Genomic DNA, 24036 nt, shown 5'->3' on the forward strand with positions numbered 1-24036 from the left:
GTGGTTCGGTTTCGGCGGATCAGCAGGTGGCGGTGGCCGGAAGCACCGCTGGCGAGGTCGATGTAAGCCCAGTCGTTGGCCCCGGAGTCCTAGCCCGGACACCAGGGGACAAGTAGGGGCCTTCACCGAGCTGCTCAACTTCCGACTGCTGCCGAGGCTGAAGAACATCGGCAACATCCGCCTACGCCGCCCGCACGACACCCCGCCCGGCTGGCCCACGCTCGGCGGCCCGCTGACAACCCGGGCCATCAAGTGGGACCTGGTCGCGCAGCAGTACGACCAGATGGTCAAGTACGCCACCGCCCTGCGCCTGGGCACCACGGAGGCCGAACAGGTCCTGCGCCGCTTCACCCGCGGCCGCCCCAAACATAGTAGACAGTGTCTACGACCCCTGGTAGACACTGTCTATGACTGATGAGGGCTCCCTTCGGGAGCGGCTGATCGATGTCGGGGTCGACCTCGTGCTGACCGAGGGCTCCGCGTCCGTGGGCCTGAGGGAGATAGCCCGTCGAGCGGGGGTGTCGCACGGGGCGCCGCGTCGGTACTTCCCCACGCACCACGCGCTACTGTCGGCTATCGCCCGTCGCGGCTTCGAGGACCTCGGAACCCGGTTCGAGGCCGCGGTCTCCGGCACGACCACATCACGCGGCGAGCTGGATGCCCTCGCGCGGGTGTACGTCGGGTACGCTTTGGAACGCCGCGGCATGTTCGAGCTCATGTGGCGGCACGACCTGCTCGACAGCGCGCCGCAGCCATCGGACCAACCGAGGCTGCGCGAATCGACCCTCCCGCTGTTCGGACACATCACCGAGCTCGTCGCCCGATGCCGATCGGAACGGGCTGCCACGCAACGCACCGGCGGGCCGAACGAGGCCGCACCGCCGCCTGCCGTGACCGCCGCCGCCCTGTGGTCGAACCTGCACGGCATCGCCCAGCTGTGGGCCTGGGGCAGCCTGCAACTCGCCCTCGGGGCCCCACCGCTGGGCGGTGACCCCGGCGACGACCAGCGCGACCGGCTCATCACGGCAGTTCTGGACGCCCATCTTGGCCCGATGACCTCATGACCGCACCCGTACAGCGGCAGCTCGCACTTCTGGTCAGCGTGGCCGGCGCAATGATCGTCGCACTGGACGGCACCATCCTGCTCGTGGCACAGCCCAGCCTGCAGCGTGATCTCGGCGCGAGCATGGTGCAGATCCAGTGGACGAGCACCGGCTACCTGGTCGCGGTGGCCGCGTTGCTCGTCATCGCCGGGCGCCTCGGGGATCGTTACGGGCATCCTCGCCTGCTGCTCGCCGGCGTCCTGGGCTTAGGGGCCGCCTCCGCCGGGATCGCGCTCGCGCCAACCGTCGGCTGGGTGATCGTCCTGCGCGCGATGCAGGGCGGCTTCGGCGCGCTCCTGCAGCCTGCGACGCTCGCGCTACTGCGGCTGGCGTATCCCGCGGACCGGCTCGGCACGCCCATCGCCATCCGCACCAGTGCGATCGCGGTGGCGGCGGGGTCCGGTCCGATCCTCGGCGGTGTGCTCGTGGCGCAGCTGGGCTGGCGCGCCGTGTTCTGGGTCAACGTGCCTGTCGCGTTCGTCATCGCCGCTCTCGTCCTCGCCGTGCGGACGCCGACACCTGAACGTGCCAACTCTTCGCGGCTCAACCTCACCGGTGCGGGCCTGCTCGCGATCGCGCTCGCAGTCCTGGTTCACGCCCTGGCCGACGTACCCGCGCGGGGGTGGACCGCCTCGCCGACGCTGCTCGAACTCCTCACCGTCACAGGCGTCGCAGCGGTCCTCGCCCGGCACGAACGCCGCACCACACACCCGATCGTTCCGCCGGCCGTGGCGCGGTCCGCACCGGTGACGGCGTCGATGGCAATCCTGTTGGTCACCACCGCCGGCCTGTTCGGCGCACTGTTCAGGGCCACGTTCTACCTCCAGGACACACTCCGCCTCGACCCGCTCGCCACCGGTCTGCGCGTCCTACCGCTGACCGCGCTCATGGTCCTCGGCGCACCGGCCGCGGGCGCCGCACTGCGCCGGTACGGTGCGCGCCACACCGCGATCGCCGGTACGGCCCTCGTTGCGGTCGGCATCGCGGGGCTGTCCCGGCTCGGTCCGACCAGCCCGTGGATGGCCATGACCGCAGCCTTTGCCGTCATCGGTGCCGGGTTCGCCACAGTGATGGTCACTGCCACCGGGACCGTCGTCGGCGACGCGCCGCCCGGGTACGCCGGGGTCGTCGGTGGGCTCAAGCAGACCGCCATGAACATCGGTCCGACCCTCGGCATCGCCGTCGCGGCCGGCGCAACCGGGTCCGCAGTTTCAACGATGAGCCCTGCCCTGCTGGTCCTGGCCGCACTCGCCGCACTCGGCCTGCTCCCTGCGTCGCAGCTACCCCGACGCCCGGCCCAGCAGGAAGGACACGGCACGACCTCCACGTGCCCGACGCAAGCACCAACACCGCAGGCGGCACCCGCTCGACACACAAACGCCCGGCGCCGGCGACGGCGCCCACCGGCGACGCCGGCGCATGGTTGGCACCAAGCGGTCACGCTTCTTGCAACAACCGTGATGTGCCAGTCTGCTTGGCACCATTTCCGAAGATCCAAGGTCCTCGGTGGTGGTGGGCACTTTCTTTCACGCCATGAGAAGCGTGAGCGTGGGCAGGGCCGCAGGCGCTCCTGACGGAACGGCAGGTGGATTGTTCTGGTCGCACCTCGCCAGATGGAATTAACTCCTCGTCTCGCTAGGTTCTGTCCGCTCCGCCAGCGGCGCCCAGCCGCACCCGGTGACGCTGGAGGTCGACCTCGGCGACCTTCACCGTGATCAGCTCGCCTTCATCGACAAGCTGATCCGGGGTCGCGACCAGCTCGTCAGTCAGCTCTGACAGGTGAATGAACCCCACAACGTCAGGAGCAAGCTCCACGAACACACCAAAAGGAACGATCTTGGCGACTGGTCCAGTGAGGACCCGGCCGACCTGATCCGCAAACCGAATGAGTGGATCTTCCTGCAGAGCCTTCATCGAGAGCGTGACCTGTCCGGAGCGCGTCTCGGCCATAATCACCTCAGCGGTGATCCGCTGGCCAACTTCAACTGCCTCGGAGGGGTGGTTGATCCAGCCCCACCTCAGGTCCGGCACCCGGATGAAGCCGGTGCAGAGGCCATCCGGTTCGCCATCTAGATGAACGAAGACTCCGAAGTTGTGAACCCCGGAGACCGTCCCAGCGACGACCTGCCCTCGCTCAAACGCGAGGAGAAAGGACCGCAAGGCCGGAATCTCGCACGCCCTGGCGGAGAGGTGAAGCTGACCTTCGCGCCAACGCCCGATCTCTTCGGCATGCATCTCCTGGCCGACCTCAAACAGCTCGGACGGATGCTCCATCCGACGCATCGACGCCTCATGTCGAGGGATCCGACCGATTTCGGGTTTCTCCCCTTCGGCATCCAGGAGCTGCACTAGGACGTCCGCTCCGTCGAACCCGGTGACCTTCACCGTTCTCACGACTCCCGGCCGGAGGTGGTTGATCAAGGACTGCATGCGAGGGTCAGGGGCCGGCTCGGACATGGAGGTGAGCCTAGTACTCCAGCTGTAGATCGTGATCTTCATGCCTGATGTGCTTTCACGTCTGTTGGCGGATGAGCACTCGAGCTGGCGAGCTGTGCCTTCCGAATGGCAGGGCAGGGACTCCAGGTGGCCTGTCAGACAGGCACTTGCAGGGTCACACGCTTGACCTCAACCAAGCTTGAGCTTCTAGGTTCCTTCCAGCCGCAGGAACCGACCAGCGGTGCCTTTTCAGGGAGGTTCGTAGTGACCGAGCACACACCCCACATCGAGATCCCCAACCGCTACCGCTATGCCGTGATCCCGCACATCATGGTCGACGACGCCGCCGCGGCGATCGATTTCTACAAGCGGGCGTTCGGCGCCCGTGAGGACTTCAGGATCGACGCTCCGGGCGGCGGGATTCTGCACGCCGAGATCACCATAGGACGGTCGACCCTGATGTTGGGCGACGCCAGCGTGGGCGAGGCGGAGGCCGCCTCCTTCGCCGCGCCGACCTCACTCGGCGGAGGTACGTCCGTCACGCTGCACGTCTTCGTGCCGGACGTCGACAGCCTGGCGGAGCGCGCGGAAGCCGCCGGCGCTGAGATCATCCAGCCGCCGAAGGACATGTTCCACGGTGACCGCACCGTCATCGTCAAGGACCCTTCCGGTCACATATGGGTATTTCTGACCCACGTGGAAGACGTCTCGCAGGAGGAGCTTCTGCGCCGACGGACCCTCCCGCAAGGGGACTCGGCCGCTATCTGAGGCCAGATCACCCCAAGGCCCGGCACCACCCCTCCCCCACGACAGCCCACGGAAGCACCAGGCCGCTTCGGAATTCGTCTGGTCGCGCGTCACCGGCAGCGAACGCGCACTCGCCCCTCTCATACCCGCTCTGCCACCCCAGCTACGACACCGCAGGCACTGGGAATCGATCGCCAACTGCCTCGCCAGGCCGGGAGCGAACACACATTACGCCCAGCTCAAGCCACTCCTGACGGAGTACGCCGACCAACTCGCCAGCGCGATCGACAGCAACAAGCCACGTGTTTGAGGTCCTCATCGACAGCCGAGTCCAAAAACAACAGTGCTTATATAAGTGCTGTTACGATGTTGCGCATGGCTGACAACCACGCGCTCGACCCGACGCAGCAAAGCCTCTGGCGGCCCCTGCGTCTGCTGCAGGCGTCCATGGACGCCGACATCGCCCGGATCTACTCCGAGCAACAGATCGACGGGCTCAAACCAAGCTTCGTCATGGAGTTGCTCCGGCTTCACGCTTGCGGACCCATGACCATCGCGGAACTGGCCGAGTCGGTTCAGCGCACACATTCGGCACTCAGCCAGAAGGTCGCCGCGATGCGCACGGCCGGCTGGGTTCAGACGGTCGTGGGCGACGACGCGCGCACCAGGAAGGTGACGCTCACCGACAAAGCCCGTCGTGTCGTGGATCGCCTGGCAGCGGAATGGCGGGCCACCGAGGCCGCCGTCGCTGACCTGGAGGCGGAGATTCCCTACCCGCTCTCCCAGGTCGTCGCCGATATCGAGCGGGCTCTTGAGCGCAAGAGTTTCCACGACCGGATCGCCGAGAAGCTGGCGGAGGATCCCGCATGGGGCTGAAGCGCACGCTGATCGACGTGACTCCGTTACGGTCGTCACCACCGTTCCGGCGGTTGTGGATCGGGCAGACCCTGTCCGGTTTCGGCGGCCAGATGACGCTCGTCGCCGTCATGTTCCAGGTCTGGCAGATGACGAAGAGCCCCACGTGGACGGGTGCCGTCGGGCTGGCCCAGGCGATTCCGCTCGTCGCGCTCGGACTGTTCGCCGGATCGCTCGTCGATCGAGTGGACCGCCGGAAGTTCTACCTGCTCACCACCAGCGGACAAGCCGTGTGTTCGCTCCTCCTCGCACTCCAGGCGTTCCTCGGGCACGTTCCTGCCGCCGGCGTGCTGGGGATCGTCGCGCTCCAGTCCTGCTTCGGCGCAGGCGGCGGCCCGGCCTCGCGCACCTTCGTCCCGCACCTTCTGCCCAAGCACCAACTGGCTGCGGGACTGGCGTTGAGACGCATCGCCTTCCAGGGCGCCATGCTGCTCGGCCCCACGCTCGCCGGATTGATCGTAGGCGGGCCGGGAGTCGGCACCTGCTACCTGATCGACGCCTTGACGTTCGTCGCCGCGCTCTACGGTGCCTTCGGCTTGCCCCATATGAACCGCGGAGACGAGCCCGCACGGCCCGGCCTGCGGGGGGTGCTGGACGGCCTGGCCTTCTTGGGCCGCACCCCCGTCATTCGCGGAGCCCTGCTCACAGACCTGGCCACCACCGTGCTGTCGATGCCCATCAGCCTGTTCCCCTTGATCAACGCCGAACGATTCAACGGCAATCCACGCACCCTCGGACTGTTCCTCACGGCCATCGCCGTCGGCGGCGTTACAGCGTCCTTCTTCTCGGGAACCTTCACCCGCTTCCCCCGTCCCGGCCTGGTCATGCTTGGCGGTTCCGCCGCCTGGGGCGCAGCGTTGACGCTGTTCGGCATGTCGCCCAACCCATGGATCGGTTTGGCTTTCCTCGTCATAGCCGGCGCCGCCGACACCGTCACCGTCGTCTCCCGGAGCACTGTCGTCCAGATGCACACGCCTCACGAGTTCCTTGGCCGCGTCAGTGCCGCTGAACAGATCGTCGGACAAGCCGGACCCGACATCGGCAACATGCGCGGCGGCCTCGTGGCAGATGTCACCTCAGGAGCAGCCGCCCTCGTCAGCGGCGGCCTGCTCTGCCTCGGTGCCGTGGCCGTAGTGGGCGCCACAACAGCAGACCTGCGCAGGTCCTCCGCGTCCTCCTCTGCCCATCCCGCTTCGGTCAGCCCATGAGCCTGGTCCGGAGGCAAACGCCTGGCGGGAGCAGCCCTTCGACATCCCGACTGGCCGACTATCGATCGGCGAAATGGCCAACTACGACTCGTCACGACGCGATGACATGGGCTTCCCTGTCCGCCGCTGGCCGTCTATCGGCGAAGTCACAGGGTCAACGTCGACTGACGGGTGATAGGCCAGGTGTCTGGGCCTCGCGCGAGAGGGTGTGGCAAGGTCGCCGGCCCTGTCCGATACACCAAGATCGGCGAGGACAGCGCCAAGGACTCCGGAGAGTAGGGAGAGAGGCAGGCCGATGGTCACCGTCGGGGACGGGCTCGACAAAGCAGTGCAGGGCGCGTTCACGCGCCCCATCCCCAAGTCCGCCGGGCCCAGATGCGGTACCTGGTCAAGCAGCTCAAGGGCACCAGGGCAGTCGCGCAACTGCTGCAGATCTCCCAGCGAACCGTCGAGCGGTACGTGAAGGACCAGATCAGAAAACCCCGCAAGGACCTCGCGGCGCGCTTGGAACGTGAGGTTACGAAGCGCCGGCAGCCGCAGATCCGGGCCAAGGCCAAGCAGACAGCAGCCACCACCTGCGGCATCGTTCTCGACACCCGCGCCCGATTCAGCTACACCGCCGCCCCCGACAGCACCGACGACCCGCGGCTGCGCCACCTCGCCCTCGCGCTGCCCCGCACTACGCCGGCCGCCTCTTCCAGGCTCGGGAGCAAGAGGTGGATTTCGAGCCCGCAGCTGAGGGCTTCGCCTTCGAGGTGGCTCAAGAGCTGACGGTGGACTACGAACCCGCCGAGGCCCTGTCACGCTTCTTCGCGGCTGCCGCCGTGGGGATCGAGGAGCAGCTGAGCTTGCCCGAGCACGGAGTCGTGATCGCCACTCGGGTGGTGCTGCGGCGCGCCCGCGCCGATACGTTCGGCTCTCATGAACTGGCGTTCAAGATCGCGGGCTATCTCGCCGCCCGCAAGGCGTTGGAACGCACGGGGTGCCCGCGCCTCTGAGTGCTGCCCCTCGCGACGAGGTAGCGGAACCTCACACTCAGCCGCGTTGGGGCGCTCATGGTGACGTTGCTCGAGGAGCCGGAGACGCCGGTGGCCGCGGCGCGGTCGAGAGTCTATGAGCCCCAGGCCGAGGTCGCATAGCGGAACGTGCGGCTGGAGACCGCGGCAGCAGCTGTCCGGCTGGTGATCATCCGCGAGGCAGCGGCCGCCGTGCTGGAGGGGATCTCCGGTGTGGGACAGGGCCTGGAGGAGCCGCCCCCCAGGCCGGTGGGGTGGAGATGCAATAGTGTCCCCGACGAGGGACGCAACGGAAGGGGTCGGGATGGCGACCACGACGGCGGACTTCGACCGCCAACTCGAGCCATACCGACCGGAGCTGCTCGCCCACTGCTACCGGATGCTCGGCTCGGTTCACGATGCCGAAGACCTAGTGCAGGAGACCTATCTGCGGGCTTGGCGGGCGCGGGCACGTTACGACCGAACCCGCGGCTCGCTGCGGACCTGGCTGTACCAGATTGCGACAAACGCCTGCCTGAATGCCCTGGAGAGCCGCAGCCGCAGACCGCTGCCGTCAGGGATGGTCGCGGAAAGCGATCCCCTCCAGCCGTTCGTCCACGGCGGCGAGGTCACCTGGCTGCAGCCGATGCCCGACGCGTTGCTGCACCTGGGGGACCCGGCCGGCGCAGCCGTCGACAGGGGCAGCCTGCGCCTGGCGTTCGTCGCCGCGCTGCAGCATCTCTCGGCGCGCCAGCGTGCCGCATTGATCCTGCGTGAGGTGCTCGCCTTCTCAGCGGCCGAGACCGCGGACGTGCTCGGCACGTCGGTCGCTTCGGTCAACAGTTCGCTGCAGCGGGCGCGTGCACGTCTGAACGAAGCAGGCGTCCGGGAGGACAGCGTCGCGGAGCCCTCACAGGCGGAACAACGGGCTTGCGTCGAGCGCTACATGAAGGCATTCGAGAAGGCGGACATCGAAGGAATCAAGCGGCTCCTCGCCGACGATGTCCTCATGGAGATGCCTCCGATGCTCAACTGGTTCGTCGGCCGAGACAATTACGCCCGGTTCATGGGCTGGGTCTTCGCAAAGGCCGGCAGCACCTGGAGTCTCGACCCGATTGCGGCGAACGGCCAGCCGGGCTTCGCGGCTTATCGCCGCGGCGACAGCGGCGCGTTCGAGTTGCACACCCTGCAGGTGTTCACCATCACCGACGCCGGCATCAGCAGGACCACCGTGTTCCAGGACGTCGAGGTCTTTGCAGCGTTCGACCTGGACACCACAAGCGGATCCTGAAGGCTGCTCCGCTTGCCGCCGGCCCGTGCCGATGTCGTGACGCGGGCGGGCCCGCTCTTCGTCGGCTCGGGGCGGCAAGCCGACCAGATCCAGGCGCATCACCACTGTTCAGGGCGCTATCGGCTGGCACCCGCAAAGAATCTGCGCGGGCGCGATGAGTTCAGGCCTGGCCGCCGGTATCTATCTGCGGAGCGCAGACGACTCCCTGTGAGCCGCAGGCCGCGGCGATCTGTACCGTACGATGAAGCGAGGAAGACCTTGACTGCGAACCAGACCCGTGCAGCGGACGAGACCGCCATCCGCAACGTGCTCAAGGGCGTATACGAAGCCAGGACTGCCAACGATGCTGATGCGTTCGTGGCCGAGTACACCGACGACGCCAGCGCGATCCTGCCCGGGTCCTACCGAAAGTCCCGGGAAGAGATCCGCGAGAGCATGAAGGCCGGCTTCAGCACCTTCCTGAAGGGCTCGACCACTACCGATAAGGTACTGAGCATCCGTTTCCTCAACAACGATGCCGCCGTGGTCGTCAGTGAGACGGGCATCCTCTTCCCGGGCGAAAGTGAGGTGCTGGAAGGCCGCCTTGTAGTCGCGAGCTGGGTGCTCACCCGGCAGGACGGCAAGTGGCTGCTCGCGGCCTACCAGAACTCCCCGGCGTTCATGCACCAGGGCTGAGGCTGCTGCCGGCCTGGCGCCCCTCAACCACCTCCGCGGAAGAGGGACGCTTTCGGTCGACCCGGCCCAGGGGGCTCCCCATCCCCCCGCACCAGGATCGAGCTACTCGCTCTGGCCTACAGCCAAGCCCCAGGCACTAGAGTTGAGGTGACAGAGCGACGAAGCTCCTGGTAGGTGGGTTGTCTGACCGAGATCAACCGTCGCCACCAGGAGCTTCGTTTTGCTTGTCTACCGGGCCGGGCTACGCCGTTCCCTTTGGATCATCTGACCGTTGGTTGATGTGTGTCGTTGACTGATGCCCAGTGGGCGCGGATCGAGCCGCTGCTGCCGGACCGAACACCGAAGCGCCGGAGGACGGTGGCGTGATCACCGGCAGGTGATCGACGCGATCTCTTTCAAGTACCGCACCGGGACAGCCTGGATGGGCCTGCCCGAGCACTTTGGGTCGCGGAAGGGTGCCCACAACCGGCTGCGGAAGTGGGCCACCGACGGCACCTGGGAGAAGGTCTTCACCGCTCTGCTCGCCCAGGCCCACACCGAAGGCGACCTCGACTGGGTCGTCGCGGTCGACTCCACCGTCGTTCGCACTCACCAGCACGCCGCCGGGGCTCGTCAATAGGGGCCCGCCCCAGCCGGCGAGCCGGACGGCCATGCCCTCGGACGTTCCCGCGGCGGCTCGACCACCAAGATTCCCCTCGCCGCCGACAGCCGCTGCCGCCCGCTCGCTTTCGTCGTCACGCCCGGGCAGGCAGGTGACGCACCCGCATTTCCCGAGGTCATGGCCCGGTTACGAGTGCCCCGGCCGATCGGCCGGCCCAGGACCACACCGGACGTGGTCCTGGTCGACAAGGCCTATTCGTCTCGGATGATCCGCAGTCACCTGCGACGGCGCGGAAGCCGGTCGGTGATCCCACAGTCGGCCGACCAGGCCGCGAACCGCAAGGGCTCGGCCGGTTGCGGCGGCCGTCCGCCAGCCTTCGACCGCGACGCCTACAAGCAGCGGAACACGGTCGAACGGTGCATCAACAAGATCAAGCAGTGGCGCGGTCTGGCCACCCGATACGACTAGACCGCCACCATCTACCTCGCCGGACTCCACATCGCCGCCATCTTCATCTGGTCGGAAAGGTGCTCGGAGGAAGGCAGGCTAGTCCTGCGGTGCCAAGGTGCGCAGGACGTCGAACTCGTTGCCCTCGGGGTCAGCCATGACCACCCAGTTCCGGTCTGGGCCCTGGCCCACGTCCGCCTTAACGGCGCCGAGACGGAGCAATCTGGTCACCTCGTCCTCGGTGCTGGCGTCGATCGGGCTGACGTCGAGGTGAAGTCGGTTCTTGACGGTCTTGCCCTCAGGCACACGGATGAACACCAGGGTAGGCGGCATCTGGTGGGCCCGGACATCCTCGACGGTTGGCACCCAAGAGCCGATCTCGACCTTGCCCTCGCTCCGGTCGATCACCTTGAAGTCCAGGACCTCGCACCAGAAGGCCGCGAGCCTCTCCGGATCATGGCAGTCAACGGTCAACTCGGTGAACCTGCTTGTCATGCTTCTCCCAGATAGTGCGGACGGGGCTCAGCGTATGTCGCCCGCCCGACAGATCCGAGATCTTGTTGGCCAGAGATATCAAACGGGCTTGATCTGGAGGAAACCGCCTAGTACGGTCACGGCCGCCGCCAGCGGCTAGGACGGCTTGCCGGGCGCGGGGCGGTACTGGCCGGGGGTGGGAACGCTGGATGCGGGGAAGTGGCCGGTGCGTTCGAGTTCTTGGGCGAGCCAGGCGGGGAGTGCGGTGGGCTCACGGACCTCGTCGAGGGGGGTGTAGGTGCCGTGGCGGGTGCGGGTGCCGGGGCGATGTAGCCGCCGTGGGCGCGTACGTCGACCCGCCAAGCAAGGTCTCGTCCTTGGCTTGAGCCAGCCGAGCACTGCCAGCGGCGGCCGTCTGGCACCCGGTACCAGACGTGCAGGCCGCCGAACGCGGTCCGCACGCGCAACGTCGTGTCGTCCTCGGCGGGGCGGGCTAGCCGCGGAGTGCGGCCAGGACGGCGAGAGTGTGGAAGTCGGCGGCCATGCCTGTGAGGTCGACGTGGTCGCCGATGGGGATGCCGGGCAGGATCCGGTCCCGGCTCGGGGGTTGGGCCGGCTTGGCGTCGATGGCGACGAGGCCTGCGGGGCCGCAGGCGATTCCGACTCCTGAGTTGGGGTGGCGCTCCACCATGTTTCGATGCGTCGCTGGTCGACGTTGCAGCATGGAAGCCCTGGCACCAGCGGCCTGCGGGCAGGCAGGGGCACCCGGCAGGCGGGTGAGAGGCCGTCCGGCAGTCGGGGCAGTTCGCTGCTGGGGCCTTTCGGCCGGGAGCCAGAGGGTGCACAGGCCAGCCCCGGCGTGCAGTAGCCAGCGGCAGCTCAGCGACTGAAGATTGGGGACCAGGCTGCCGTGAGTCGCTGCGAGAAGTGCGCAGCTCAGCAGGCATCTCCACCCCTGTCAGCGACCGAAGCGACTCAACGACGAACACAGGGTAGCGAACGCGGCCGATGAGGTCATGGTGCACATGCGAAAGAACCTCGACCCGTGTCGATGATGCGACTGGCCGACCGTCTCCAGCGACCCAACGACCGCCGAAGCGACTCAAAGTGCCTCGGTCGCTGCTCACACCTCAGAGTGAAGAGAACAGGTCACAGGTGGTCAGGATCCTGGAACAGCGACTGAAGCGACTGAAGGTCTCTATGTATGACGCACACGCGCACACAGGAACGTCTCAAATAACCGAAGTCTGAGTCGCTTCAGCCGCTGATGCGTCCGCACCAGCCCGCTGGCCTGCGGTTTTGACCCCCACTGCCTAGCGACCGAAGACCGACTGAGTCGCTGATCTTCAGTCGCTGAGCAAGAGACTCCAGAGCGGCCCAAGCGACTGAAGTGACCGGACGGTACGGACGAAACCCGGCACCAGGCCCCGGGACACTGCTGGACCCAGGACCCAGACACCTCACGTTGGTATGCCGTCAAGTGGGGCGGGCGTCGCGTTCGATTATCTGGCTGACCCGAGGGTGTCGGCACCGTGTCCTGACGGCCGCGAGGCAGCCCGCCGGATGCTGGCTGAAATCGGCACGGCCTGGCGAGTGCAGAGCGCCCATCACTCAGAGAGCGTGAAAAAGAAGGTGCGCTCCGTGCCGTGGCGTGACATCAATGGATCATGCCGTTCCTACGCATCGACGACCTCGACCTCTACTACGAGGAGACCGGCCCCTGGGACGGGAAGCCGCTGGTCCTCATGCACGGCGGTTCCGGTTCCCTGGACGACGCCGAGGCCGGCTGGGCCGCCCTCATCCCGGAGTTCGCGAAGCAGTACCGCGTCCTGGCATTGGAACACCGCGGCCACGGCCGGACCCGGAACCCGGCCGGGCGCCTCGGTTACGACCTCCTCGCTGCGGATCTCCGGGCCTTCATTACCCGGCTCGATCTCGGCCCCGTCCACTTCGCGGGCGTGAGCGACGGCGGCATCACCGCCCTTCACCTGGCCCTCGAAAACCCCGAGCTCCTGCGCAGCATGGTGTGTGTCGGCACCAGCTTCCGCGTCGACGAGGCGATTCGAACATTTTTGCGCAACGCCGAGCCCGAGGCGATCGAGCGGCAGTTCCCCGAGTGGGCATCCAGCCTGGCCGATCGGCACGACTCGCACAACGAGCCCGGATACTGGCGGGAGCTGATGCGACAGATCGTCGCCATGGCCTCAACCACCCCAGCCTTCATCGAGGACGACCTGGCCCGCATCGCCGTCCCCGCCCTGTTCGTGGCCGGCGAGGCGGATCCCTTCGCCAACACCGATCAGATGATCGCGTTCAAGCGTCATGTGCCGAGCGCCGAGTGGTTGATCATCAACAACGCCTGGCACACGGTTCAGCACACCCATGCGGACGTGGTGGGGCCGCGCATCTTGGACTTCCTGGCACGGCATGACAACCCCGGCGCCACACATTCAGGGTGAAGCGGATCTCTGAGCGCATCAGGCCGCTTCGGCCAGTTCGGCGGGGAACGCGGTGTGTTCGTCGAACAGCTTGCCGTGCTGGAGGCAATGGTAGAGCTGGCCGATCATGCGGTTGAACAGGTTGCGCTGAGCGGCGGCGTGCCAGTCGCCGATCTCGCGGCGGCGCCGGTAGTGGGCGTCGGCTCCGGGTGAGTGGCGGAGGGAGGCGAAGGCTCAGAGGTAGCCGGCGTGGTTGAGGCGGTCGTTTTTCACCCACCGCCGGGTGATGGACGATTTCTTGCCGGAGGCCCTGGTGATGGGCGAGGCGCCGGCGTATGCCTTCAGGCCGCGGGCGTCGGCGAAGCGGGTGCGGTCGTCCCCGATCTCGGCCAGGATCCGGGCGGCGAGCTGGATGCCGAGTCCGGGGAAACTCAGCAGGATCTCGGCGTCCGGGTGCTGAGGGAACGCCTCTTCCACCGCCTTCGCGAGCTGGTCTGCGGCGGTGCAAGCGGCTTCCAGTTGGAGGAGGAGGGCGAGCATCTGCTTGCCGAGCGCGTCCTCGACCAGCGGGGGCTGGTGGGCCCACTCAGCGCGGAAGACGTCGCGGAGACGGTCGGCCTCCGCCTCGATACCGCGCTTGCGGCCAGCCCGCTTGAGCGCGGCCTGGAGCTGTGTCCGGCTCAGCCGTGCGGCTCGTGAAGGGGTCGGGGCGGCCTTGAGCAGTTCACGGGCCTCGGGGCGGCACAGGCCGTTGGCCCAGACGGCGAAGGCTTCCAGGGCGGCCGGGTAGTACTCGCGCAGCAGGGAGCGGAGCTGGTTGGCGATCTGCTGCCGGTTCCACAGAGCGTCCTGCTGGGCGCGGGCCAGGACGGCGATGGCGCGACCGAGGTCGCAGTCGCCCGGCAGGGGCCGATGGGCATGCATGTCGGTGCGCAGGATGTTCGCCAGAACGAGGGCGTCGCCGGGGTCGGACTTCTTGCGCGAGACCGAGTGGCGGTCGCGGTAGCGGGCGGCTGCCATCGGGTTGATCGCGAACACCTTCCGCTTCCCGGCCCGCAGGACGGCAACGAGCAGGCCGCGGGATGTCTCGATCGCCACCGGTATCGGGTTCTCCTCGGTGTCGCCGTGCTCGGCAAGCAGCTCCAGCAGGACCTTGTAGCCGGCCGCGTCGTCGGTGATGTGCCGCTTGGCCACCAACGTGCCGGTGTCGTCGACCAAGGCGACGTCGTGGGTACGTTCCGCCCAGTCGATTCCGCAGTAGATCAAAGTGTTCCCTCCCCTATGCACTGGGTGTTTACGCTGGTCACGAGCGCATGCGGGCCACGCGAGCGACCTAATCCCAGGCCTCGACCGCAGCAGGGTCGGGCCGACACCTCACTAGCCGTTCGTGGCACCAGCGCATCCCACGGGCCCCGGTCTGCGCGGGAGCTCGAACGGCTCGGGCGTATCAAGGGATCACCGTGCGGCGGGCTCGCACCACCAACCCCAACGAGTGGTCAAGTGACGGGTGTTGACGCTCGGCGGCGCCGGGCGGCACCAGGTCTCAGCCTGGGTCTCGCGAACCGTGCAGGCTTCAGATGTCCGTCCGGCACCAGCGGGCGCCAACGACCCTGCGGTGTGGTGGCGGCCACGAAGACGCCGAACAGCGCTCGCTCTGGGTCGAGGCATCACGGCCGGGGACCTCAGTAGGCGTCCGCCCGGCGTCCACGCAACCGCCATCACACCGAGCACTGGGACCGCGCGCCGCTTTATGCGGAGGTCTCAGGAGCCCCGGCCGGCCGGAGGCGTCGCCGCCCAGTGCTCGAACATCCCGAGAAGCTTCTGCTCCATCGGGACGCCCTTAGATACGGATTAGGGACCCGGTTTCGCGCCGGGCTATGGGGCTGCCCGGCGGCGCGGCGACCGATGACCCGTCGCGGCGAAGTTTGACCAGTCTCAACGCAGTTTGCCGTGGTTTATCACCGGCGGGTGTGGCCGGAGTCAGCAGTGTCAGAACGGGGGTTCGGTGGAGAAGGTGCCAGTCCAGACGGGTTCAGCCGGTTCAGGCCTCGGCTCTTGAAGAACTCGTACGGCGTCCTTGATGCGGCCGAGGTCGATGAGGCGCCGGGCGAGGAGGGAGCTGTTGAAGGGCAGGTGCTGTTCGAGGATGGCGACGGCTTCCTCCGTGCGGCCGGCCTGTGCCAGCAGGTCGGAAACGCTCCAGGCCGCGTACCAGGTGGCGCCCTCGGGATGCGCCTGCGCCTGCTCGATTGCTTCGTCGAGCAGGCCGCAATCGGCCATGAGCGGAAGCCTCATCCTGAAAAAGTCCCACTCCTCCTCACCGTCGCGGCGCGCCTTGACGGCATCGAGGTAGGCCAGGCCGTCGTGGGCGCGGCCGTGGTCGGCGTACAGAGTGCACAGTGTGCCGATTATCCAGTCCTCCCCGCCGCCGGGTGATTCCGCGAGTGTGCGCATCACCTCGATCGCCTCGTCGCCCCGTCCGTGCCGGGCCAAGAGCTCCGACAGGAGTACGGCCCCGTGATACCGGCGGGCTGGAGAGTCGCCCGGCTGCCGGTACACGTCGATCGCGCCTTCCACGTCACCGCGCTCCTCCAGCACCTCGGCAAGGCGCCGCGCGGCGTGCCCGTGGTACTCGACCGCCGCGTACGCGCGCAGTTCCTCGATCCGGTCGTGTCTCGCCAGCAGGTCGGCCAACTGGTCACGGCCGTTGACGGAGGTGGTGTTGCGGGTGTGCAGCAGGGCGATCGCGTCTTCGATGCGGCCTTGGCGCTCCCGGATCGCGGCCAGCAGTCCGATGGCGTTGGACGGCTCGGTCCGCCGGTTGTCGCAGTCGGGATCGCCACAAGGGGGGACCGCCTCGACCCGGCCCTCCAGCAACGCCGCCGCCTCCTCATCCAGGCCCGCGCTCTCGGCGATGTCGACTAGGCAGTCGGCGAGGAACCAGTCGTCGATCCCGGCTCTCAGCAGGGTGAACGCCTCGTCGCCACGGCCGTGGCGGGCCAGCAGACGTGCGAAGAACTCCAGTGCCAGTCGATTTCCCGTCTGCGCGTACGGCCGGGCCCGTTCGATCGCCTCCTCCACCCGCCCCCAGCTCTCCAGCAGCTCCGCTTCGGCCCGGGTGGCCGGCCACCAGCCCGTCGCGGCATAAGGAGCGAGCGTCTCCAGCGCCTGTGCCTGTCGGCCCTTCTCGCCGAGCAGGCGTGCCCACTCCCGTGCGCAGAACCACTCCCCCCGCCCGGCCTGGAACTCCACCTCCCCGGCATGGCCGAGCTCAAGAAGCCGCGAGACCAGCAGCGGCGGAATGCAGCCGGACAACGTCCGGACCCGGTAGTCAAGATCAGCAGCGTCCACGACAGGGCACCCTAGCCCTCACCTCCGACAACGGCCCGCGCCCCAGAGTGGTCAAACTCCGATGAGACGAGCGCTTGCCACTCAAAGTTCGATGAGACCCGTCAGACTTCGTTGCGACGGGACAACAGGTCGGCCGGATTGTTCAGGACGGGACGGTAACCGGACTCGAGCCGTGTCACGCTGATCAGGCAAGAAACCCAGATCGGGGCCCGGGCCCGTGTTTCCGGGCCGAACCGGCCGCGTGACTCCCCGCCGTGACAGCCGGGTGGGGTGCGTGACATGGGCTACCGACGGAATTCGTTGATCTGCGGAAACGTGGTCCGTGAGGTGGGGATCTCCCGTGCTGAGGTGTGAAGGTTCCCGAGTGAACTCCGTCCGATGGCGGGCCCGCAGGCCTGAGCGGGAGCCCTGGCTGGAAGGCCCGCGTATGCCGCCAGAGGAACCCGTCTACCCTGACCGAATGATTGGCGAGTGGGACTTCCGGGTCGGTGACGTGCTGTCGGTTGCTTGCCCTTTCACGGTGACCAGGGTCGAGCAGGGTCTCACGTGGGATCACGTGTCGGTGCGATGGCCGTGGTGGGAAATCGACACCGAGAATGAGTTCGCGCACTGGAACGGGGTCGTCGCCCTCGGCGTGAACAGCAGCGGGAGCGTCTCGCCTGAGGTGGAGGCCGAGCTCTTTCGAACGGACCCCCCGCCCGAACAATTGAAGGCGGGAGACGTCTGCCGGGTCGGCGTGTCACCCACCGTCGTGCACGTGACCGACGTCGAACACCACGACCCTCCGCTGCAGACGGCCTGGCTGCCACATCCCACCCAGACCGTGACGGTGCTGCCCCGAGGTCTGTCCTATCGCGAGTTCCCGGACGAGACCCACCTTGATGGCTCGGGATACACCATCCACCCTGGCGACGAGATCCCCTTCACCTTCGAACTGTTGATGCGCCCATACGCATCCCTCCAGGTGGGCGACGAGGTCGCCGATGCCTTCGGCCGGGCATGGCGGTTCGACGGGCCCTGGGAGTGGGCCGCGTTCGACGGGGAGCCGGCTGGCGCGGGCCCTGCGTGGCCGCTCGTCCTGCTCACCCGAGCAGGAACGCCGTGCTCCGTTGAGGACGCCGAGGCGGTGTCTGCGAGTACGGCGAAAGGATCGCACCAGGAGACGATCCGAGAGTGGATGGCACTCACCGAAGCCTCGCCCACACTTTGACCCATCCGGACGCCTGCGGCATCTCTGCCGTGGGTGAGCGAGGACCCGTGCCACGGGCCGACTATCGTGCACCGTCACAACACGACCTGGCCACCCGGACCGCTGACCCGCGACATTCCGTCACCTGACGAGCCGCATTGCGTCCGTAGCTCGACATCCCCTGGGCGTGACAGCGTGACAGTCACCTTCCGTGATCGTCACGGGCTGCACCTCCCAGCTATGTCACAGGGTCACAGGTCATCTCCCAGAAACGCGTCTGCCTGGGAAACCGGCCTCCCAACCTCTCAGGCATCACAGGCGTACCGGGCATTTCCTGCCTCAGGCTCCCAGATCCCTCACAGGTCTCGCCCGGGATCTGGGAGGTCAGGTTGCAGAGGGTGAGATCACAGGAAGGCCGGGCTGGGGCAGCGGCACTGCTCGCAGTCGGCGTAGCCGGCGCACTCCATGCAGAAGACGCGTGGCGTGCGCGGGCAGTGGCAGATCGAGTTGTAGTCGGGGTCGTCCTCATCGGGGTAGTACGTCTCGCCGAGCGGCGGCTCGGTCCACGCGCAGGGGTGCCGTCGGCGAGCAGGTCCTCGAAGCGGCGGCCGATGGGGCTGGACTCGCGCCAGGCGGCGACCACCTCGGGTTCCTGGGCGTGGGTCATGACGGGCTCCCTGCGGTGTCGGCCGGCTCGGCGGCGCGGGTGAGGAACGCAGCGAGGCCGGCGGTGGCCTCGGGGTCGGCGGCGGCGAGCCGGGCCCCGAACGCCATCTGGTCGACAGCAGCGGCCGGGACCAGGCGGGCGAGTTCGGCGAGCAGCGCGACGAGGGCGAGGACGGGCTGCGGCAGGAGACCGGCGGCGGTCCTGCTGCCGGATCCGCGTAGTGCCCAATGCGCGCGGCCAGGGCGTAGGCGAGCCAGGCATCGACGTCGGCCTGAACGTACCCGCCCGCGCGGCGGGTGAGTTCGTCCCGGGCGGCTTCGTCACCCTCGCGGGGACCGGTCTGCTCCAGCGTGCCGAGCTCGCGCAGCGCCTGGAGCTCATCGGCGCGGGCAGCGATCCGGGCGGCTTCGCGCAGCTCAGCCTCCTGGGCGGCGGCCGCGGCTTCGGCGGCGAGCTCGGCCCGGATGACGTCGTCGGTGTCCGGGTCGTAGACAGTGCCCGGCGCCGCGTCGGCGAGCAGCTGGTCGATGCGCTCCACTCCGCGAGCTCCGCGCGGCCGCGCGTGTCGTCGGCCAGGTGCTCGCGCCGGGAGTCCAGGCGCGCATCGAACCAGGCTTCCTCGAAGGCAACGTGCGACGGCGACGGCGTCCATGCCCTCCGCGCGGCGGCGCACGACGCGCCGGCCGATGCGGGCGTGGTCGACCGGCTCGCGGGGCGCGGCAACGCGTGAGGCGAGCGGGCGGCGGACCTCGCGCCGGGGCGACCAGGGCGTAGTCATCAAGTCCTCCCATTCCTGTGCGGATTCGGGAGCGGGCCGCCGCCAGAGCGCTGTGCGGCGGCCGCGAATATGTGACTGAGCGCCGTAGGCCGGTCCGTCTGGCCAACTACGGCGCTCAGCGAGCAGACCTGGTTCAGGGCTGGAACGCGCTGAACTCGGGCGGCGATTGTCTGGCGAACGGCCGTGGCAGGCAACGTCCTGTGCGACCCGTTGCTTGCCTCGCCGGTTATGCCAGGGGGCCGAAGTCTCCTTCCAGGACGGTCTGGATGATCTGGGGCCGGTCCCAGAGGGCCAGGATTTCGTTCGCGATATCCACGATGGGCAGAGGGTCCTGGTTGCCGTGTACCACGATGGCGGCGGCCGACAGGCTGCGCGGTACGGCTCCCGCGTCAAGGAGGGCCCGCCACTCTTCCGGTCCGAGCTCCAGGAACTCCAGCCCGGTGAGCTTGGCGATCTCCAGGGGGTCGGCCAGCGTGCCGGGATAGGCGGTAAGAGTGCGCAGGCGGGGCAGCCCGGTGACGGGGGCAAGGCTGAACGGCGCACCGTTCCACACGCCGATGGACAGGACTTCCAAGCCGGGGTGCGCGGCGGCCTGGATGCTCTTCAGGCTTGCGACGTTGACCCTGGCCACGACTGGTGGCTGCTGCTCGTGCGGACTGCTGGGCTCTGCGCCGGGCCGGCCCAGCACCAGATCGGTGAGGGAGTCGGCAACGAGCGCGGCGCCGGCGTACTCCTCATGGGAGAGCATGATGACCTGTCCCAGGTGTCCGCGGGGGCCGGGTGTCAGATCGACGGCCAGCCGGTCTCCGCCGCCATTGTCGCCGAAGGCGATCCAGCCGGGTGAGCCGACGAGACCCTGCACCATGGCGTCCGGCGGGGTGACGACCGCCTCCATCGCCGCGAACTTCCAGCGACAGTGGCGGGACGACGCGTCGGCGACGTACAGGCCGTCGAGGTCGAAAAGCTCGCAGCCGACCGCTGTGCATTCACGTTCCGCTGCCTCGTAGTCGTCGCCCAAGTCCTCCCACCGTGCCCGTGTCACCCGGTAGAGCACCTTGAGCTCGTCGGGCAGCGTGACGTCGAGGCGCGCTTCGGCGGCGGCGATCTCCTCCTCCGTCGCGCCGATGGCGTGCGGCAACCGCTCGCGTAGCGTCCGCTCAAGCAACTCCAGGTCCGCCGAAGGGGCCGGAGCTGCCCCGGGCACCGGATCAGGAAGACGACGCCAGGGCTCGGGAAGGGAGCCGTCTACCAGGATGAGCGCCCCCGGGTGCGGGGTGCCGATGCCGGGTTCCACGGCCGGGCTGGGGCCCAGCAGGCGGAGCGCGGTCTTCCCGGTCGGTTGGATCTCCGCCGTGAACGAGATGTCGTCGACTCCGGCGTCCGCGAGCGCACTCTGCACCCGCTCCACCGCGTCGAACTCCTCCTGCATGTCCTCCACCTGGGCGGCTCGGCCCGGCGGCGGCATCCGCCGCTTCAGGGCCAGACTCCAGCCATGCCGGCCAATACGTCCCGCCACACGGACAGACCGGGCAGCATGACTCTGCGGATGGTCGGCCAGAAGGAGCCGCAGCACGGGCTCCCAGGTCGCGAAGTCGAGTATCGATGCCACGGGGGGCCTCTGATCAACCATGCTCAGACCGTACGTGGAACCACCGACATCCAAAGTCGCCGGTCCCCGCGCTGTCAGGGGCCAACAACGCGACTCAGCGTGCCCAACCAAAACGCTCACAGGCCAGCTACTGAACTGGAATGTGTGAGTCGGGGCTTGCCGGTTGGCGGCGACAGACCCAGCTCACGGCTTCCCGGGCGGCCGGAGCGCGAGGATGATGTTCGCGTGATTCGGGATCTGCCGCCATTGCCGTTGCCCCAGTACGCCGTCGTGCGCATCGGCTGCTCAGCAGACGTGCCCGACGTGATCGCCGGCGATCTACGGCAGAAGGGCATCCCGGCAGGGCTGATCGGTTATGAGTACCAACCGCTGAGCGAGGCGGCGCTCCTGGACGGGATTGGTGAGAGCGGGTTGGTCGTCTTCGGGACCAGCGGCCTGTTCGGACGGCTCGGCATCGACGTGGCATCGCGTCGCGTGGTGCACATCCCCATGCCCGAGTCCGCAACCTTCAACCACGTGAACAGGGACCTTGGAATCTTCCACGAGTGCGTCGCGGCCACGATCGCCCACTTCCCGTTCTACGAGGAAGGCGAGGAGGAGAGATTCCAGGCGGCGGCGGACGAGCTGCGCGAGCTGGTCACCGCCCTTGATGACACCGCACTCGCCTACAAAGGGTTCTGGGAGACCCTGTGCGACGACGTAGAGATGGGCGATTACGCGAACTGGAGGGCCGTGTAGGCGGACGGGCGCGTGCTGCTGCGCTCCCGGCAGGGCACTGGCATGACCGACTCGTTCCCCGAGATCCGGGACGCGGTCCTCGCGCAGTTGCCGGCGGACACCGGGCTGGACGGCGAGTTGGTGGTGTGGGAGTCCGACCGGCTGGCGTTCGAGCGGCTCCAGCAGCGTCTCGCCCTGCGTGGGGCAGCTGCAGCCGAGGCGGCCCGCCGGTGGCCGGGGCACTACGTGGCCTTCGATCCGGTGCACGTGGGCCTGGACCTGACCGGCTGGCCGTACGAGCGGCGGCGTGCCGCCCTGGAAGCGCTGTTCGCGGACCACAGTCTTAAGGCGCCGCTGACGCTGTGCCCGTCGACCACTGCCCCGGAACAGGCGGAACAGTGGTTGGGGTGCTCGGCGGCCGGGCTGGAGGGGCTGTGCTTCAAGCGGCTGGACGAGCCCTACCGGCCGGTGCGGTCGTGACGTGTTAACAACACCTTCTCTGACTTCTTGCGCAAGGACAAGATTTCCTTGGCGGCGGCCGGCACACGCCACATCGACTGAGTCACGCAAAGAGCGACCCGGCCTGCGGGCACGGCCGGAAGTTCGCTTACTCGTCATCTCCAGGCTGCCATTGATGCCATGTCGCGCTTCCTGAGGTTCCAGTTCACTGGGGCGCCCCCCTCAACCGGATCTGAAAGAGGGACGCATGTTGAGACGCACGCTGAAGCGCGGGCTTATCACGCTCGTCGCCGTCGGTCTTGCCTCTTCCGTGCAGTCGGTCTCCACGGCATCGGCGGCCGACAGCCCACTGACGCTCGCCGTGTTCGGCGACTCACCATACGGCAAGTCGGCGTACGCACCTGCGGGCCAGACCGCCGACACCTCGCAGTTCCTGAAGACCCCGGCCTTCATCGGCACCATCAACAGTGACCCGACGATCAGCGACGTCATCCACGTAGGCGACATCCACTCGGGCAAGGAGTTCTGCACCGAGGACTACGACGCCTCGATCGCGTCTGTGTGGCAGACCTTCACCAAGCCGCTCGTCTACACGCCGGGCGACAACGAGTGGGCCGATTGCCACAAGGCATCGAGTCTCACCTCGCCTGGTGAGGGCGGCGGCTTCTACGACTCGGCCTCCGGTGGCATCAACTACATCGGCACGAGTGGCCTGTCGACCAACACTGCGGATTGCGTCAGCTACCAGTGTGGTAACCCGCTCGACAACCTCGCCGAAGTCCGGCAGGACTTCTTCGCGCAGCCGGGCCACACCCTCGGCAGCGGGACGTTGAACGTGGTGTCCCAGGCCACCGCCTACGACCCGAGACACCCGGGCGACGCACAGTACGCCGAGAACGTGATGTGGACGCAGAACGACATCGTCTTCGTGACCATCAACGTGCCGGGCGGCTCGAACAACGACACGGACCCCTGGTACAAGGCGCCGACCGCGACTCAGGCGCAGACCGACGAGCGGACCAACCGGACCGCGGCCGACGTCCGCTGGCTCGATGCCGCCTTCGCCGAGTCGCGGGCCCAACACGCCAAGGCCGTGGTGATCACGGCACAGGCCGACATGTGGGACCTCGACGACAAGTCCAAGGACCACCTGACGAACTACGAACCGATCATCAGCGAAGTCGCGGCGAAGACGACCGAGTTCGGCCGCCCGGTGCTGATGCTCAACGGTGACTCGCACCTGTACCGATCGGACAACCCGCTGTCACCGACGGCGACGTGCACCGGCGAGACGGACCCGGCCACCGGCGCCAGCGTGTGCGCCCACGACCCGGGTAACAACGCGTGGAACGAGCACCCTTACTACAACGTCTCGAACTTCCACCGCATCGTCGTGCACGGCAGTACCACACCGTTTGAATGGCTGAAGCTGATCGCAGACCCGAACGCCAACTACGCCGTCACCGACACGACCTATGGCCCCTTCAGCTGGCAACGGATGCCGCAGCCGCAGCTGTAACCGGCTGAGCACACACGACCGGCCACGGTCTCCCATGCGGACTCCTGGCCGGTCGCGCTCCCCCGGAAACGTAGTCGCTGCACACCACAAACAAACTCGAAGTCGCTCGAGCATGTCGCCTTGCTCGGTGCAGAGAAAGCGGAAGCGCAAGGTGCGCACCGTCAGAGGCGGTCATCGGTGCCGTCACCGGTTCCCTCGCCTCTCCGCGCACCCTGCTGCTGGGCAGGTTCGACGACCGCGGCCGCCTTCGGTACGTCGGCCGCACCAGCATTGCGTAGTACGCGTCTGCATCTTCGAGCGTCAACTCGCGCAGAACCAGACCCGGGACCTGGGTCGGAACATCCGGAACCGGGCCTTGAGGCACCGCGGATGCAGCCGCAGCGCGAACTTAAGGCAGGACCTCCACGGCGATCAACA

19 protein-coding genes and 6 pseudogenes are annotated in these 24036 nt (G+C 67.8%); 16 read left to right on the top strand and 9 right to left on the bottom strand.

The genetic code is table 11. The annotated features are described in order from the left end of the window. Nucleotides 1-124 precede the first annotated feature (124 nt). The 3 genes and pseudogenes from N8I84_RS01605 to N8I84_RS01615 form a co-directional block, all read left to right on the top strand. A pseudogene (locus tag N8I84_RS01605) lies at nucleotides 125-415 on the top strand (Tn3 family transposase); the annotation flags it as partial. Next, entirely contained in the window at nucleotides 408-1064 is a 657-nt protein-coding gene (locus tag N8I84_RS01610) for a TetR/AcrR family transcriptional regulator (protein WP_263227580.1), read from the top strand. The pseudogene N8I84_RS01605 and the gene N8I84_RS01610, both read left to right, overlap by 8 nt. Then, nucleotides 1061-2392 (top strand): annotated as a pseudogene (locus tag N8I84_RS01615) (MFS transporter); the annotation flags it as partial. The gene N8I84_RS01610 and the pseudogene N8I84_RS01615, both read left to right, overlap by 4 nt. Nucleotides 2393-2738: 346 nt before the next feature. Here the strand turns inward: N8I84_RS01615 and N8I84_RS01620 are convergent. After that, nucleotides 2739-3602, bottom strand: a complete 864-nt coding sequence (locus N8I84_RS01620) for a S1 RNA-binding domain-containing protein (protein ID WP_263227582.1) — start codon at nucleotides 3600-3602, stop codon at nucleotides 2739-2741. Between the two features lie 201 nt (nucleotides 3603-3803). On the opposite strand from N8I84_RS01620, the gene N8I84_RS01625 reads away from it, so the two are divergent. The 8 genes and pseudogenes from N8I84_RS01625 to N8I84_RS01660 all read left to right on the top strand — a co-directional run. Further along, nucleotides 3804-4307: a VOC family protein gene (locus N8I84_RS01625; protein WP_263234618.1), complete on the top strand. Its 504-nt coding sequence runs from the start codon at nucleotides 3804-3806 to the stop codon at nucleotides 4305-4307. 354 nt (nucleotides 4308-4661) lie between these two features. Continuing rightward, nucleotides 4662-5162: a MarR family winged helix-turn-helix transcriptional regulator gene (locus tag N8I84_RS01630; RefSeq protein ID WP_263227584.1), complete on the top strand. Its 501-nt coding sequence runs from the start codon at nucleotides 4662-4664 to the stop codon at nucleotides 5160-5162. Beyond that, entirely contained in the window at nucleotides 5153-6409 is a 1257-nt protein-coding gene (locus N8I84_RS01635; RefSeq protein ID WP_263227586.1) for an MFS transporter, read from the top strand. The genes N8I84_RS01630 and N8I84_RS01635 overlap by 10 nt, the downstream gene beginning before the upstream one ends. A gap of 295 nt (nucleotides 6410-6704) precedes the next feature. After that, nucleotides 6705-7122, top strand: a pseudogene (gene tpg / locus N8I84_RS01640) (telomere-protecting terminal protein Tpg); the annotation flags it as partial. 60 nt (nucleotides 7123-7182) lie between these two features. Next, nucleotides 7183-7407 carry a hypothetical protein gene (locus N8I84_RS01645; RefSeq protein ID WP_263235050.1) on the top strand — a complete coding sequence of 75 codons (225 nt, stop codon included), beginning with the start codon at nucleotides 7183-7185 and terminating at the stop codon, nucleotides 7405-7407. Nucleotides 7408-7729: 322 nt separating this feature from the next. Continuing rightward, nucleotides 7730-8695, top strand: a complete 966-nt coding sequence (locus tag N8I84_RS01650) for a sigma-70 family RNA polymerase sigma factor (protein WP_263227587.1) — start codon at nucleotides 7730-7732, stop codon at nucleotides 8693-8695. Between the two features lie 258 nt (nucleotides 8696-8953). Beyond that, nucleotides 8954-9370, top strand: a complete 417-nt coding sequence (locus tag N8I84_RS01655; protein WP_263227589.1) for an SgcJ/EcaC family oxidoreductase — start codon at nucleotides 8954-8956, stop codon at nucleotides 9368-9370. Nucleotides 9371-9652: 282 nt separating this feature from the next. After that, nucleotides 9653-10436: pseudogene (locus N8I84_RS01660) on the top strand (IS5 family transposase); the annotation flags it as partial. A gap of 81 nt (nucleotides 10437-10517) precedes the next feature. Here the strand turns inward: N8I84_RS01660 and N8I84_RS01665 are convergent. The 4 genes and pseudogenes from N8I84_RS01665 to N8I84_RS43000 all read right to left on the bottom strand — a co-directional run bounded on the left by N8I84_RS01665 (nucleotide 10518) and on the right by N8I84_RS43000 (nucleotide 11583). Beyond that, nucleotides 10518-10913 (bottom strand): VOC family protein, encoded by a 396-nt coding sequence (locus N8I84_RS01665; RefSeq protein ID WP_263227590.1) that lies wholly within the window; start codon nucleotides 10911-10913, stop codon nucleotides 10518-10520. 135 nt (nucleotides 10914-11048) lie between these two features. Next, on the bottom strand, nucleotides 11049-11255 hold the full coding sequence (locus N8I84_RS42990; protein WP_390899083.1) for a hypothetical protein: 207 nt from the start codon (nucleotides 11253-11255) through the stop codon (nucleotides 11049-11051). A 2-nt stretch (nucleotides 11256-11257) separates the two neighbouring features. Further along, nucleotides 11258-11353, bottom strand: a pseudogene (locus N8I84_RS42995) (bifunctional DNA primase/polymerase); the annotation flags it as partial. A 32-nt stretch (nucleotides 11354-11385) separates the two neighbouring features. Beyond that, on the bottom strand, nucleotides 11386-11583 hold the full coding sequence (locus tag N8I84_RS43000; protein WP_390898827.1) for a hypothetical protein: 198 nt from the start codon (nucleotides 11581-11583) through the stop codon (nucleotides 11386-11388). Nucleotides 11584-12559: 976 nt separating this feature from the next. Between N8I84_RS43000 and N8I84_RS01675 the strand changes: the two genes are divergently transcribed. Then, nucleotides 12560-13351 (top strand): alpha/beta fold hydrolase, encoded by a 792-nt coding sequence (locus N8I84_RS01675; RefSeq protein ID WP_263227592.1) that lies wholly within the window; start codon nucleotides 12560-12562, stop codon nucleotides 13349-13351. Between the two features lie 18 nt (nucleotides 13352-13369). Here the strand turns inward: N8I84_RS01675 and N8I84_RS01680 are convergent. Together N8I84_RS01680 and N8I84_RS01685 are read right to left on the bottom strand one after the other, a co-directional pair. After that, a pseudogene (locus N8I84_RS01680) lies at nucleotides 13370-14596 on the bottom strand (IS110 family transposase). Nucleotides 14597-15319: 723 nt separating this feature from the next. After that, entirely contained in the window at nucleotides 15320-16681 is a 1362-nt protein-coding gene (locus N8I84_RS01685) for a tetratricopeptide repeat protein (RefSeq protein ID WP_263227594.1), read from the bottom strand. 427 nt (nucleotides 16682-17108) lie between these two features. On the opposite strand from N8I84_RS01685, the gene N8I84_RS01690 reads away from it, so the two are divergent. After that, complete coding sequence (locus N8I84_RS01690; protein ID WP_263227596.1) at nucleotides 17109-17891, top strand: hypothetical protein; 783 nt, start codon at nucleotides 17109-17111, stop codon at nucleotides 17889-17891. A 383-nt stretch (nucleotides 17892-18274) separates the two neighbouring features. On the opposite strand, the gene N8I84_RS01695 is transcribed toward N8I84_RS01690, so the two are convergent. Further along, on the bottom strand, nucleotides 18275-19075 hold the full coding sequence (locus N8I84_RS01695) for a hypothetical protein (RefSeq protein ID WP_263227597.1): 801 nt from the start codon (nucleotides 19073-19075) through the stop codon (nucleotides 18275-18277). A gap of 466 nt (nucleotides 19076-19541) precedes the next feature. Continuing rightward, complete coding sequence (locus N8I84_RS01700) at nucleotides 19542-20945, bottom strand: SMI1/KNR4 family protein (RefSeq protein ID WP_390898828.1); 1404 nt, start codon at nucleotides 20943-20945, stop codon at nucleotides 19542-19544. Between the two features lie 204 nt (nucleotides 20946-21149). Between N8I84_RS01700 and N8I84_RS01705 the strand changes: the two genes are divergently transcribed. The 3 genes from N8I84_RS01705 to N8I84_RS01715 all read left to right on the top strand — a co-directional run bounded on the left by N8I84_RS01705 (nucleotide 21150) and on the right by N8I84_RS01715 (nucleotide 23619). Continuing rightward, entirely contained in the window at nucleotides 21150-21662 is a 513-nt protein-coding gene (locus tag N8I84_RS01705; RefSeq protein WP_263227601.1) for an SUKH-4 family immunity protein, read from the top strand. A gap of 12 nt (nucleotides 21663-21674) precedes the next feature. Further along, complete coding sequence (locus tag N8I84_RS01710; protein WP_263227602.1) at nucleotides 21675-22121, top strand: ATP-dependent DNA ligase; 447 nt, start codon at nucleotides 21675-21677, stop codon at nucleotides 22119-22121. Nucleotides 22122-22347: 226 nt separating this feature from the next. After that, nucleotides 22348-23619, top strand: coding sequence for a hypothetical protein (locus tag N8I84_RS01715; protein ID WP_263227603.1), 1272 nt, complete (start codon nucleotides 22348-22350; stop codon nucleotides 23617-23619). The last annotated feature ends 417 nt before the right edge of the window (nucleotides 23620-24036 follow it).

The organism is Streptomyces cynarae (genome assembly GCF_025642135.1).
GTDB classification, from domain to species: Bacteria; Actinomycetota; Actinomycetes; order Streptomycetales; family Streptomycetaceae; genus Streptomyces; species Streptomyces cynarae.

Excerpts from the sequence above, each read along its gene's own strand:
- N8I84_RS01700 (WP_390898828.1), bottom strand. The coding sequence starts at position 20,945 with ATGGTTGATCAGAGGCCCCCCGTGGCATCGATACTCGACTTCGCGACC.
- N8I84_RS01665 (WP_263227590.1), bottom strand. The coding sequence starts at position 10,913 with ATGACAAGCAGGTTCACCGAGTTGACCGTTGACTGCCATGATCCGGAG.
- N8I84_RS01675 (WP_263227592.1), top strand. The coding sequence starts at position 12,560 with ATGCCGTTCCTACGCATCGACGACCTCGACCTCTACTACGAGGAGACC.
- N8I84_RS01650 (WP_263227587.1), top strand. The coding sequence starts at position 7,730 with ATGGCGACCACGACGGCGGACTTCGACCGCCAACTCGAGCCATACCGA.
- N8I84_RS01690 (WP_263227596.1), top strand. The coding sequence starts at position 17,109 with ATGCCGCCAGAGGAACCCGTCTACCCTGACCGAATGATTGGCGAGTGG.
- N8I84_RS01610 (WP_263227580.1), top strand. The coding sequence starts at position 408 with ATGACTGATGAGGGCTCCCTTCGGGAGCGGCTGATCGATGTCGGGGTC.
- N8I84_RS01630 (WP_263227584.1), top strand. The coding sequence starts at position 4,662 with ATGGCTGACAACCACGCGCTCGACCCGACGCAGCAAAGCCTCTGGCGG.
- N8I84_RS01715 (WP_263227603.1), top strand. The coding sequence starts at position 22,348 with ATGTTGAGACGCACGCTGAAGCGCGGGCTTATCACGCTCGTCGCCGTC.
- N8I84_RS43000 (WP_390898827.1), bottom strand. The coding sequence starts at position 11,583 with ATGGTGGAGCGCCACCCCAACTCAGGAGTCGGAATCGCCTGCGGCCCC.
- N8I84_RS01620 (WP_263227582.1), bottom strand. The coding sequence starts at position 3,602 with ATGAAGATCACGATCTACAGCTGGAGTACTAGGCTCACCTCCATGTCC.
- N8I84_RS01635 (WP_263227586.1), top strand. The coding sequence starts at position 5,153 with ATGGGGCTGAAGCGCACGCTGATCGACGTGACTCCGTTACGGTCGTCA.